This is a genomic window from uncultured Helicobacter sp., assembly GCF_910577135.1.
Lineage (GTDB): Bacteria > Campylobacterota > Campylobacteria > Campylobacterales > Helicobacteraceae > Helicobacter_C > Helicobacter_C mastomyrinus.
Window position 1 is genome coordinate 132,099 of record NZ_CAJTLL010000002.1, and the last position, 13,219, is coordinate 145,317.

The 13,219-nt window shown below is 39.5% G+C and carries 11 protein-coding genes and 1 tRNA gene; 3 read left to right on the forward strand and 9 right to left on the reverse strand.

Going from position 1 to position 13,219, the window contains the following annotated elements; all coding sequences use genetic code 11:
- Positions 1–2: 2 nt before the first annotated feature.
- The 9 genes from QZ289_RS01650 to hisC all read right to left on the reverse strand — a co-directional run bounded on the left by QZ289_RS01650 (position 3) and on the right by hisC (position 9,236).
- Positions 3–638 carry a protein-L-isoaspartate(D-aspartate) O-methyltransferase gene (locus QZ289_RS01650; protein WP_295698491.1) on the reverse strand — a complete coding sequence of 212 codons (636 nt, stop codon included), beginning with the start codon at positions 636–638 and terminating at the stop codon, positions 3–5.
- Entirely contained in the window at positions 638–1,375 is a 738-nt protein-coding gene (locus tag QZ289_RS01655) for a carbon-nitrogen hydrolase family protein (RefSeq protein ID WP_295698494.1), read from the reverse strand. The genes QZ289_RS01650 and QZ289_RS01655 overlap by 1 nt, the downstream gene beginning before the upstream one ends.
- Positions 1,365–2,414 (reverse strand): ribonucleotide-diphosphate reductase subunit beta, encoded by a 1,050-nt coding sequence (locus QZ289_RS01660; RefSeq protein ID WP_295698496.1) that lies wholly within the window; start codon positions 2,412–2,414, stop codon positions 1,365–1,367. Before QZ289_RS01660 ends, QZ289_RS01655 begins: the two co-directional genes overlap by 11 nt.
- A gap of 114 nt (positions 2,415–2,528) precedes the next feature.
- A tRNA-Leu gene (locus QZ289_RS01665) sits at positions 2,529–2,613 on the reverse strand.
- 48 nt (positions 2,614–2,661) lie between these two features.
- Positions 2,662–4,527 carry a 1-deoxy-D-xylulose-5-phosphate synthase gene (dxs, locus tag QZ289_RS01670; protein ID WP_295698498.1) on the reverse strand — a complete coding sequence of 622 codons (1,866 nt, stop codon included), beginning with the start codon at positions 4,525–4,527 and terminating at the stop codon, positions 2,662–2,664.
- Positions 4,528–4,544: 17 nt separating this feature from the next.
- Positions 4,545–5,366 (reverse strand): flagellar assembly protein FliH, encoded by an 822-nt coding sequence (gene fliH / locus QZ289_RS01675; RefSeq protein ID WP_295698501.1) that lies wholly within the window; start codon positions 5,364–5,366, stop codon positions 4,545–4,547.
- Complete coding sequence (fliG, locus tag QZ289_RS01680) at positions 5,353–6,384, reverse strand: flagellar motor switch protein FliG (protein ID WP_295698503.1); 1,032 nt, start codon at positions 6,382–6,384, stop codon at positions 5,353–5,355. The genes fliH and fliG overlap by 14 nt, the downstream gene beginning before the upstream one ends.
- A 15-nt stretch (positions 6,385–6,399) precedes the next feature.
- Positions 6,400–8,112, reverse strand: coding sequence for a flagellar basal-body MS-ring/collar protein FliF (gene fliF / locus QZ289_RS01685; RefSeq protein WP_295698506.1), 1,713 nt, complete (start codon positions 8,110–8,112; stop codon positions 6,400–6,402).
- A gap of 8 nt (positions 8,113–8,120) precedes the next feature.
- A complete protein-coding gene (gene hisC / locus QZ289_RS01690) occupies positions 8,121–9,236 on the reverse strand; it encodes a histidinol-phosphate transaminase (RefSeq protein WP_295698509.1) in 1,116 nt (371 codons plus the stop codon).
- A gap of 638 nt (positions 9,237–9,874) precedes the next feature.
- Between hisC and QZ289_RS01695 the strand changes: the two genes are divergently transcribed.
- Genes QZ289_RS01695 through QZ289_RS01705 form a run of 3 tightly spaced genes read left to right on the forward strand, consistent with a single transcriptional unit; the run spans position 9,875 to position 13,192 of the window.
- On the forward strand, positions 9,875–11,293 hold the full coding sequence (locus QZ289_RS01695; protein ID WP_295698511.1) for a phosphomannomutase/phosphoglucomutase: 1,419 nt from the start codon (positions 9,875–9,877) through the stop codon (positions 11,291–11,293).
- Between the two features lie 2 nt (positions 11,294–11,295).
- Positions 11,296–12,327: a dihydroorotase gene (gene pyrC, locus QZ289_RS01700; protein WP_295698512.1), complete on the forward strand. Its 1,032-nt coding sequence runs from the start codon at positions 11,296–11,298 to the stop codon at positions 12,325–12,327.
- A complete protein-coding gene (locus QZ289_RS01705) occupies positions 12,317–13,192 on the forward strand; it encodes a glycosyltransferase family 2 protein (RefSeq protein ID WP_295698514.1) in 876 nt (291 codons plus the stop codon). The genes pyrC and QZ289_RS01705 overlap by 11 nt, the downstream gene beginning before the upstream one ends.
- Positions 13,193–13,219 lie beyond the last annotated feature (27 nt).

The window sequence follows — 13,219 nt, forward strand, 5'->3', positions numbered from 1 at the left end:
AGCTACCTCACAACACCATCTTTTACATCAACGAAAAGACATTCTCCCAAACATTCAGCACTGCCCAAAACACCATTATGTTTTCTAAAACGTTTAACTATCTGTTTGCCACCCTCCAAAACAGGAGCAACTAGCACTCCACCATCTTCAAGCTGGTCGATTATCATCTGTGGAATGGCACTAGCACAAGCTGAAAATAAAATCGCATCAAAAGGCGCATATTCTGCCCAACCCCTCTGTCCATCATCAAGTTTGATGAAAATATTATGCACTTGCAATGCCTGAAATCTCTGTCTAGCTTGTGAAAGTAGCTTATCAATACGTTCGATACTAAATACACGGCGAAACAAATAAGAAAGCACCATCGCCTGATAACCGCTTCCACAGCCAATTTCTAATACAGAATCTCCACCATTAGGAGCAAGATACTCTGTCATTTGCGCTACTGTGAGCGGAGAACTGATATATTGAGATTCTGCCATAGGAAGAGGCTTAATGTCATAAGCTAGATGCTGTGCAAATCCTGTGGGAATAAACCTTTCCCTATCAACAGCACAAATTGCTGTAGCGACTTTTGGCGAGAGAGGGAAAATCTTTTGAATCTCATTGCACATTGCTCGAGCAGCAAATTTATACATTAATTTATCTTTATATTGGTATTGATATATTTTCTCATACGTGAAGTCTCACTAATATCGACTTCACACGCCACAAATGGCTTCTTGTCATTTTTATACACAATGCCATAAGGTGTGATAATCGCGCTTCCCTTTGCCATTACATCATTAGCACTATTGCTTGCCATTACAAAAGCTTGATTGGCTATTGCTAAAGCTGTGGAGAGCACTTCAAAGTGATTTTTACGTGCTTTAGCCCATTGCGCAGAAACAAATATAATATCTGCTCCTTTTATCTGCTCCCATAGCTCTATAAAACGCAATTCAAAGCAAATGAGAGCCGCACATTTGATACCATCAATCTCAAAAATGCTTATCTCTTCTTTATCCCCCGGGCTAAAATGCAGTTGCTCATCACCGAGCAAAAAAAGCTTATTCTTGCTTTGCTTATGTATCATCTCACCCTTATGAAATACCTTGAGATTATTGAAAAATTTTTTATTTTTCTCCTCAATCATTGTTATAACCAATGTATTTTTATATTTTGCACTGCATTCCAAAAGCCGCTCGGTAGCAAGCTTTGAAAATGTGCTTGCCTCACTCATTTTTTGATAAGCAAATCCGCTTAGCACCACTTCAGGCGCGCAAACAATCGCGTCCTTACCACATTGAGCTACAAACTCTTCTACATATTTAAGATTCTCTATAAAGTCCTGCCCTGTCTTCATCTGCATACAATATAATTTCTTAGAAATCATCAAAATTAATGCTCCCTTTTGAATAGTTTGTTACCTTAGCTTCGAAAAAGTTTGTCTTTTGATCATTGAAGTTAGCAAACTGATCTACCCATTTAATAGGATTCTTAGAATGATAAATAGGCTCAAAACCTACTGCTTTAAGACGAGTATCAGCTAAAAACTGGATATATTCACGTATAATATCTGCAGTTAATCCTAGAATCTGCCCTTGTGTGATATATTCACCCCAGCTTGATTCTATATCCACAGCTTTTTTAAACATCTCTATGACCTCTTCTTCAAGCGCGGGGGTAAATAAATGCCCCTCCTCCTTGCGCAAAGCATTAATCATATTTTGAAATAAAAGCAAATGCGTTACCTCATCGCGTTGGATAAATCGTATCATTTGTGCAGAACCTAGCATTTTCCCGCTTCGCGCTAATGTATAAAAATATGAAAACCCACTATAAAAATAAATCCCCTCTAAAATTTGATTAGCAAACATCGCTTTGAGTAAATTCAGCTCATTTGGATTCTTGGCTAACTCAATATATACATTTGCGATATTATCATTCTTGCTTCTAAGCTGCATATCCACACGCCACATATCATAAATCTCCTCCGTGTTTGCCGAGATAGATTCTACCATTACCGCATAACTTTGAGAATGCAAAGCCTCCTCATAAGCTTGCCGCACGAGGATAAGATTAATCTCTGGGCTTGTGATATAGGGATTAACATTATCAATTAAATTATTTGTCTGTAATGAATCCATAAAAATAAGTTGCGCCAATGCCCTATCATAGCCGAGCTTCTCTTGTGCGGTTAACCCACCATTGTAATCACGTTTGTCCGGATTCATATTCACTTCTTCAGGAAACCAAGTATTAGCAAGCATTACTTTCCATAGGTTATAAGCCCACTGATATTTGATTTTATTAAGTTCAAACATACTTGTAGGATTACCGCCAAAGATACGCCTTTCATTCACACTCTCTGTAGATTCAGGGTTATAAATAAGCTTACGTGCAATAGGCTGAAGAGCTTGTGCTTTATTCATTGAAATAACCTTTAAAAGAAGAAAAATAGAGCTACAATTCTATTTATTTCAGGCTTAAATTCTAATTTGAAAAGCAAATTGAAATGAGAAATTTAAAAATATAGAGAGAAGCGATGGTGCGGGAAAGAGGACTTGAACCTCCACGCCTTGCGGCGCCAGATCCTAAGTCTGGTGCGTCTGCCAATTTCGCCATTCCCGCAAGAAGATAGAAACAAAGTGTGGATTTTACTTATTTAATCTTTAAACTTTACTTAGAATCTAGCCATTGCGTGATAGCTAGAGTAAGTTCTGCTGTGCCTAAGCCCAATGTAGATTCTATAATATCACTCTTGCCGTGTGGGACAAACTCATCTTTTATCTCAAAACTTTTAAGTGATATGCCCTGTATGTTTTCATCAGCGATACATTCTAAAATCGTGCTACCAACTCCACCCATATAATAGCTATCGCTAAACACACACACGTGCTTGTGATTTGCAAGTAATTGAACTAATGTTTGCCTATCAAGGGGCTTTACAAAACGCAAATCTAGCAAACTTGGCTTATAGCCCTCTTTTTGCAATGCTTTGCATACTTGATATGCCCTCCCCACACCATTACCATAGCCTATAAGCAAGAGATTTTCCCCATCTATTAACAACTCCGCCTTCCCTAGCACAAAACTACTTGCGCTAAAAATCCCATCATCAAGCACAAATTTACCACGTGGATAGCGAAAGGCGCAAGGCGAGGTATTATGGTGATAGGCAAAATCCACAGCCCTTTGCAAACTTGCATTATCACGTGGAGCAAACAGCACCATATTGGGGATAGGACGCAAATATGCAATATCAAAAAGCCCCTGGTGTGTCTCGCCATCTTCACCTACAATCCCTGCCCTATCGATACAAAACCGCACAGGTAAGCCTAAAATCCCTACATCATGGATTATTTGGTCATAGGCTCGTTGCAAAAATGTAGAATATATCGCTACAAAGGGCTTAAAGCCCTCTTTTGCCATTGCCGCCATTGAGGTAACCGCGTGAGCCTCACAAATGGCTACATCGATAAATCTTTTTGAATCTTTTTCTATAAGCTTATCTAGTCCTGTGCCACTTGGCATAGCAGCAGTTACACCCACGACTTTTTCATCACTCATATAAGTTGCTAAAGATTGGGCAAATATCTCTGTGGGCGATGTATTTGCCGCTTTTTTAAGCAAACAGCCTGTGCTGATATCAAAGGGACCTACTCCGTGCCATTGCTCAAACCGCCCTTCTGCAACATCATATCCCTTGCCCTTTAGTGTTTGTGCGTGGATAATCACAGGCTTATTCATATCCTTAGCCTTTTGTAAAGTAGTAAGGATAAGCTCCATATTATGCCCATCAATAGGACCAATATAATCTAGCCCTAATTCCTCAAATAAGATTCCCGGAGTAATAAGTTTAAGCGATTCTTCAAATCGTTTAGCCAAATAAGTAGCAGAATCTGGCATTTTAGTGAGGATTTTCTTTATGCTTTGGCGCGTTTTTTGATACAAAGGAGAGGTAAGAATCTGCGAGAGATAATTACTGATTGCCCCAATAGGCTTAGAGATACTCATTTCATTATCATTAAGGATAATTACCATCGGGTATTTCTTATCCCCTAGCTCGTTTAGTGCTTCATATACAAGCCCCGCGCTCATTGAGCCATCGCCTATCATCACAACAGGCATTTTCGTATTTGCACCCAAACTCCTTGCTCTCCCTACTCCCACAGCTAGAGAGATAGAAGTTGAGCTATGTCCTGCGATGAAATAATCACTTGAAGATTCTCTAGGATTGCAAAATCCGCTTATCCCGCCAAATTGTCTTAAGGTATCAAAGTCTTCCCACCTACCTGTAAGGAGCTTATGCGCGTAAGCCTGATGAGATACATCAAAGATAAAGGGGTGTTCTCTCACATCAAAAATTGTGTGCATACCCACAATCAAATCCACCGCCCCAAGTGTCGAACTCAAATGCCCTCCATTAGAGCTTACCACCTCTAAGATTCTCTGCCTTAAAGAAGCAGCAAGTAATTCAAGTTGGACAACAGAGAGAGTATTTAACTCTTCAAAAGCATAGCTTTTAACCAATTCATAAGTCATATAGCCCCTCACTCTCTTTAATCGTGCATATTTTCAAGCACAGATTGCTTAAGATTCTTATATCGAGACATAATCGTGCCATCGATATTACCGCTATCGCTCACAATCACCACACCTCCCAATGATACGGCATTATCGGCGATAATCTCCACCTTTGCATTATCCTTTAGCTGCTCTTTAAGAAAGATATAATCATTAGGATTAACTTTAATTTTAATATTTGTCGCATCCATAATAGAGTTTAGCAGTTCTTTAGTGAGATTTAAAGCTATCTTTTGGGAATTTTCACTCACTTCATTAATGAGCACTTCTTTAGCAATATCTACCGAAATCGCGCTTAATTCCTTTTCTAAATCCTCTAAATGCTTTTGGCTTGATTTTAAGGCATCTTCAAGGGTAATAATAGAATCTACTAAAATCTTTTTTTGGGCATTCACTTCAGCAAATAAATCTTCTTTTGCCTTCTCCTCTGCTTCTCTATATCCATCTTTATAGCCCTCATCTCGGGCATTTGCCACACGCTGCTCACTCTCTACTTGGAGCTTTTCAAACTGAATTTGTAGCTTTGCTAAAGAGCCGGAGAGTTCATCAGTTTTTTGCAAAAGCCGCTCCACAAGCTCTTGCTCTAAGGTTGCAATTTTTTGCACACTTGTTTCTATGGTATTTTGAATCTCATCTTGATTATGTTTGAGAGTAGAATCTTCTATATTAGCATTCTGATTTGTATCCCTGCCTACCTCAATCATATCAGATGTAATAGTCTTAAATTCATACTTCTTAATATTATGATTCTTAAGTCGCTCTTGACCAATGATATTCTCTTGATTAAGCAATGACATCGTCTTGCTCTCCTAATTGAATTAAGCCCTGTTCTGAGAGGGTTTGCACCACTTCTACGATTTTTCTTTGTGCCGCTTCCACATCTCGAACCTTCACAGCACCCAAAAATTGCATTTCCTCCATAAACGCCTCACTCGCACGTTGAGACATATTCCCCATAAACTTTTGCTTGAGATCATCAGCAGCCGATTTAAGCGCAAGCGTAAGATCCTTTTTATCCGCAATTTTAAGAATCTCTCTAATAGCATTATTATCAAGCTTGCTAATGTCTTCAAAGGTAAACATCATCTCTTTAATTTCAATAGCAAGCTGCTCGTCGATTTGCTCGATATGCGCAATTGTCGCTTTTGCTGCCTTTTGTCCTAAGCGGTTAAAGATTTCTGCCACAGAGCGAGTGCCACCCACTTCAACCTTGTAGCTTGTAAGAGATTCTAGCTTGTTCTCAAGCACCGCACTCACGCGTTTAACCACACTTGGGGAAATGTCCCCAAGATTTGCCATACGAATAGCCACTTCAGCACGCAAGTCATCAGCAAAATATCCCAATGTCTCTGCAGCACCACTTGCATCCATATGAGCCAAAATAAGCGCAATAGTTTGAGGGTGTTCGTTAATAATAAAATCTGCAAGCTGTTGAGGGCGAATCTTGGAAAGATAGGCAAAATTCTTTTGAGACTGCATTGTCTTGGCGAGTTTGTCTAAAATCGCTTTTGCCGCTTCTGGTCCTAAAGCCTTCATCAATAAGTCACGTGCGTAGTCCATACCACCGGAATTGATATATTGATTAGATTGGAAAATCACATAAAATTCTTCTAAGACAGCTGCACCAATGGTCTTATCTATACCGCTTAATTGGGCGATTTGCTTACTTACTTCAGTAATAGCATCAATATCAAGATGATGAAAAATCTCCGAAGTAATGTCATCACCTAATTGCACAAGTAAAATGGCGATTTTCTCTGACATAGATAGCTCATCATATTGTGCTCTTTGACGGGGGCTAAGTGTAATTGCCATATCTACTCCTCTTGCTTATTTTTGCCCGATACCTTCACTCATATCAAGCTCGTCTCTAATCAATGTTTGAAACAATGCTGCAATTTCTTGCGGACGCTCTAAAATCACATTGCGCATTTTCTCAAGTAACACTTCATACTTGATGTTATCTTCATCAAAGCTTGAGCTAATACCAAGCTGGTCTTCCACACGCTTACGCAATTCACTGAATCTATTGACATCATCTTCATCATCATCAATTTGCATAAGCGATTCTATATCGTCATCTTCTTCCTCTTGCACTTCTAACATACGTTCTGCAAATGGTGCAACGATTTTTTTATAGAATATGAATATAATAACCGCAACAATAACATATTTAAGCAAAGGCATAAATGGGCTTAAATATCGCTCTAAATTATTTGCAAATACTTCCCACTTATCTTTTGGATGATAGTGAAGCTGTGTCATTTTAAAAGGCATATTAATCACTTCTACTTGGTCGCCTCGTGCCTCATTATAACCAATAGCTTTTTTAATCCCTTCTAAAAATTTGTCCATATCTTCTTGTGGGCGAGGAGTATATTCTAATGTAGGCTCACCATCTTCACCTATCACTTCTTTATACGTGCCATCAATCATCACAGAAGCACTCACACGTTTCAATACTCCATATTGTTCTTTAATATCACTTACAGTTTTGCCTATTTCATTATTAACAACAACTTCACTTTCTTTCTCCCACTCCATCATTTCATCATCTTTAAGCCCTTGCACTGGACCAATATTACTTACCACACCGGGCACACCGCCAATTTGAGGCGGACGGAATCCTTTGCGTTCCTTCTCATACTCTCTCGTGCTACGGACAACAGGATTATCATCAAATCTTTCCTGTGTGGATTTGCGCACACTGAAATCAAAGTCCATTGTTACCTGCGCTTGTACTCCATCGCCTACACTTGGCTGTAAAAACTTAATAATTTTTGCTTCTAAAGCATTTTCTGCATTCTGCTGGAATTTTCTTTGAAACGCTGCCTGCTTAGCTATTGCATTTTGTTGAGTTGCTTCATTATCCTCACCTAATAGCTCACTATCTTGATTGATGATTTTTACAGCCTCTGGTGTGAGCCGCTCTACTGCCGCACTCACAAGATGTTTAATCCCTATAACCTGCTCAGGAGACAGAAACATATTATCACGAACAGTAACCTTCACCGAAGCTGATGGTGGATGTCCTCCTTGCACGAAGAGCGATTCCTTAGGCATAGAAATATTGACAATCGCCTTTTCAATAGGATTAAGACTCTCAATCGTCTTTGCAAGCTCATTTTGTTTAGCGATAAGATATTTCATATCTTGCGTGAAAGGTGTTTCTCCTACACTATTTTCAAGCAAAATATCAAAACCTACATTCTTGCTTGTTTTAGGCAATCCAATAGAACCCATAGCAATCCGCTGCTCATAGACTCTATCTTTTGGCACAAGGATAACGCTATCATTTGGAATCTTATAGGGAATCTTCTCTTGCTGTAATTTTTGAAGGATTGTCGCACTATCCTCTGGATCTAGATTACTAAAAAGCACTTCATAATTTTCATATTCATTTCTTGTCTGCACAGGGAAAAGTATGAGATAAGTTAAAAAACCAATAATCACAACAAGAGTAGTAAGAATAATAATACGCTGCTTTTTATTAAGTTTGTTTAAAACTCGCGTTACTTGTTCAAAAATTAGTTTTAAATCCACAATTGCCCCTAGTTATGAGCTTTTAAGTATGTTTGTATCATCTCAAGGACACGTGTATTTTGCCACTGCATACCAATAGTAATACGAAAAGCACTTAACCCATACGAATGCAAATCACGCACAATTACACCCTTTTGCAGCAGCCATTGGCATAAATGTGTAGATTCTATATCTTTATGCGAAAATGTGATGAAATTCCCATAAGAAGGGATAAAGTCTATCCCATTTTCTTCTGCAAATTGTTCATATCGCAACATTTCTGTAGCATTAGATTCTATACACTGCCTTACAAACACATCATCTTCTAGGGCGGCAATAGCAGCGCACAAGCTTAGAGTCGTGATATTAAATGGCGGACGCACCTTATAGAGCATAGAAATAATAGATTTATTTGCAATTCCATATCCTACACGCATACCACCCAACCCATACGCCTTAGAAAATGTCCCTAGATAAATCACATTGCTAAAACGTGCGATAAGCGCAGCTGGTTCAAAGGCTTTTACACTATCTTTGAATCTTGCAAATTCTTGATACGCCCCATCAATCACCACAAGCGTATCTTTATCGATTTTACCGATAAAGTCCTCTACTGCCTGTGCGTCTAAACACTCACCTAAAGGATTATTTGGCACACAGAGAAATATAGCACTCACTCTTTTACCTTGAGCCCTTGCCACATTATAAAGCTGCATAAACTCATCTAAATTATGCGCATCACTAGGAGTTTTGCAAATCTCCACACCTACAAGTTTTGCATACACTTCATACATTGCAAAAGTCGTCTTTGCCATTAGCACACAAGCATTTGTGTGATCCAAAGCCTGCATACAAAAATCGATGATTTGATCACTCCCCGCACCAATAATAATCTCTTTTGAGTCTATATTAAAGCGTGAAGTAAGAGCTGCTTTTAGCGCATACATAGAATCATCAGGATATAAATATGCCTTAGAGGCATTTTGCTCTAAAATTTTTATAACTTTAGGCGATGTGCCATAGGGATTTTCATTACTTCCTAACTTAATCACATCTTCTTGTTTAATGCCATATTCACGCATTACAAGCTCAATAGGCTTCCCTGCCTCATAAGTTATAACTTGCTCTAATGTCTTCCTAAACACACCCTTTCCCTCGCGTTTAAATAACTTTTAATTTTTTAGATTTGAAATCGCTCATTCTATCTCAAAAGACTTAAAGATTCTATTAAACCTATGCTATTACACTTTGTGCCACACAGTCCTATAATAGGGGAGTAAAACCTCTATATATGCCTAAATAACGCACTTATAACTAAAGCTAATGTTTCATTCAATCATATTGCTTTCTTTGCTGTTGCACTTAAGCGCTACATCCGCACGAAATATTCGAGGATATGCTTCTCACTCCCCTTAAATATATCGCTCGCCGGATTACCCTTCATCCCCTACACCGCTTTAAGTAGTTTGCACTTCGTGTGATTTAATTTTATATGAGTGAGGATATGCCTCACTCATGGGGAAAATAAAGAATCTTTAGTCTATTATGGCTACGCTGTTGTAGCTAAAGCTACCACGTATTCTTGCTTCGCGCCTGAACTTATTAACTTATTAGGTAGTGTAGCTACTCATAAGTTAAATTTTAAGGTAAGGTATAGATTCGCTCATCCATTATCACTACGCTTACGCCTTATAAGGATTCTTTCCCATTCCCCAATCCTTAAAGCTTACCCTTTTAATAAATTTGATACAATGGCGCATCGATTCCACACACAAGGCATAATATGCAGCACATTTTTCGCGAGTATGATATACGAGGCATTTTTGGAGAGGATTTAACACACGAGATAGTTTTTGGCATAGGGCAGCTGCTTGGGGCATATATTATAGAATCTAAGCTCTCCCCATCAATACATATCGGCTATGACGCACGGACACACTCACCTACACTTTTTACGTGGCTCAGTGAGGGCTTTAGGGCAGCGGGGATTGAAGTCTATATGCTTGGGCTTATACCCACACCTGTGGCATATTTTGCCACTTTTAACACCATCAACTCTATCACTTGTCCGCATTCTGTGATGATTACAGGCTCACACAACCCCCCACAATACAATGGCTTTAAAATCACCATTAATCGCGCACCCTTTTACGGAGAGCAAATCCGCGCACTAGGGGCAAAATTAGCACATATACTCCCTCATATCTCTCTCCCTAAAGATACAAACTCCCCGCAAATAGTGCAAATTAACGCAAAGGAAGCCTATATTCATTATTTAAGTGAGCATTTTGCCCATCTTAAAGACTTCCCCTACCCTGTCGTGTATGATTGTGGCAATGGCGTGGCAGGCGTGGCGATTACACAAATTTTAGAAAATCTTAATATCCGCTACACACCGCTATTTTTTGAGCCAGATGGCACATTTCCTAATCACCATCCAGACCCAAGCGAAGAGGAAAATCTTACCCAGCTCAAAGCAAAAATGGCACAAGAAGAGATCCCCATCGGTATAGCCTTTGATGGCGATGCGGATAGACTAGCCTTGCTTACAAGCGATTATCATTATAAGGGCGATGAATTAGCGATTTTGTTTGCCAGAGAGATGAAGGCACGATTTTTAAGCCCTATTGTCATTGGCGAGGTGAAATGCTCTCAAGTGATGTATGATGAGATTAATAAAATCGGCAAAGCGGTGATGTATAAAACCGGGCACAGCAATCTCAAAGTAAAGCTAAAAGAGCTAAACGCCCATCTTGCCGCAGAGATGAGCGGACATTTGTTTTTTAATGATAGATATTTTGGCTATGATGATGCCATTTATGCCTCATTTAGAGCTTTAGAACTATTTTTGCATTACACGCCGCAGGAGCTAGAATCTCAAATGGCGCACTTGCCTAAACTTTATAGCACTGATGAAGAGAAAATTCCCACCACCGAGGAGCAAAAGTTCACTCTTATCGAGGGGCTAAAAAATGTGCTAAAAAATCCACCTAAAGACTTTCCACCGCTTAAAGCCATTATTGATATTGATGGATTGCGCGTTGTGTTTGAAAATGGCTGGGGATTAGTAAGAGCGAGCAATACCACACCCGTGCTTGTTACGCGATTTGAAGCCACAAGCAAAGAAAATTGTGAGCTATACAAAACTAAACTTCTTGCCCTGCTCACAAATCAGCAACTAGCAAACCAACAAAAAGGATAAATATGCCCCCTAGCCTCATACTTCACAATCCTATGGATATGCACCTGCACTTACGTGAGGGCGATATGCTTGCCTCTGTCCTACCCTTTAGTGCACAGCCCTTTAGTGCCGCAGTGGTAATGCCTAATCTCAAAACACCCATTACCACCACTGCTCTAGCCCTTGCCTATAAAGAGCAAATTACCGCACTTAATCCCCACTTCACGCCATTAATGACTATCTTTCTCACGCCCGAGCTAGATAAAGCAGAGCTTATGAGGGCAAAAGCTGCAGGCATTAAGATTCTAAAACTCTATCCCAAAGGGGCGACCACACAGAGTGAAGGCGGTGTGAAAGATATACTTTGTGAGAAGACATTAGAAATTTTTGCTCTTGCAGAGGAGCTAGGCTTTATCCTCTCTATACACGGGGAAAGCAATGGATTCTGTATGGAGAGGGAGGCTGAATTTTTGCCCATTTTTGCTCATATCGCGCAAAATTTCCCTAAAATGCGCGTGATTATCGAGCATATGAGCGATAGGCGCAGTCTTGAATGTATTGAAAAGTATGATAATCTCTACGGCACACTTACCTATCATCATATCAGTATGAATCTTGATGATGTATGCGGGGGAATGCTTAACCCTCATCATTTTTGCAAGCCTATGCTAAAGACAAAAAAAGACCAAGAAGCTCTCCTCTCTGCTGCATTGAGCGCACATAGGAAAATCAGTTTTGGCAGTGATAGCGCACCGCATTTAGAGAGCGCAAAACTTAGTTCAAAAGCAGCTGCGGGGATATTCTCTTCTCCTATTGTGCTTCCAGCATTAGCAGCACTTTTTGAATCTCATAATGCTCTAGATTCCCTCCAAACCTTTCTTAGCGATAGAGCCATAGAAAATTATGGCTTAAGTGATTTTGTGCCTAAAGCCATTACATTAGAAAAAGCTCCTTATGATGTGCCTTGTGCCATTGATAGCCCATTGGGACGCATTATCCCTTTACGTGCAGGAGAGAGCCTTTTATGGCGCATTAAGGCAGATGATGAGTGCTAATCTGCCTTGTGTGAGTATTATTACCATTGTTTATAATGATAGAGAACATATCAAAGATACAATGGATTCAGTTATCAGCCAAGATTATCCTATGATTGAATATATTATCATCGATGGAGCAAGCACTGATGGCACAAAAGCATTTATAGAATCTTATATTGCCTCTATGTGTGATATAACGCTTAAAGATACACAAAGATTCTATATGGAAGCCACCCATCGCACAAAAGCGCATTTCACCTTTAAATTCCTAAGCCAAAAGGATAAGGGAATCTATGATGCGATGAATAAGGGTATTGATTTAGCCACGGGAGAGTGGTGTAACTTTATGAATTGTGGGGATAGATTCTACGCACACACCACTATAAGAGAGCTTTTTGAACGCTACTTATTAGACAGCGGGGGGGGGGCATATAATATTATCTATGGCGATACACACATCATCTATGATAATTCCCACTCAAAAATCCTTTATGCACATAATACTTCCCACAAATATCACCATCGCTTTATTCATCAATCCGCCTTTATTGCTACTTCATTAATGAAACGCTTTAAATACGACACAAGTTTCCAAATCGCAGGAGATACGGACTTTTTCACCAAAGCCTATAATGCCAAATATACATTTATCCACATTCCTGTGATTGTCTCAAGCTTTGAAGTCATAGGGATAAGCTCACAGCTCTCTATGCAGATGTTTAAGGAGGATTGCAAAATCGGCTATAAATACAATCGCCTTTTCCCTGTGTTTCTCACCCTCAAATACATTTTTTATATTATCCCTAGGGTATGTATCCGCAATGCAGTCCCCACAAGATTCCGCAATCGTGCGAGAATCTTGTTCAGCAAAAGACATAGCTAAGTTTATGTGGCACTCGCGCAACTTGCT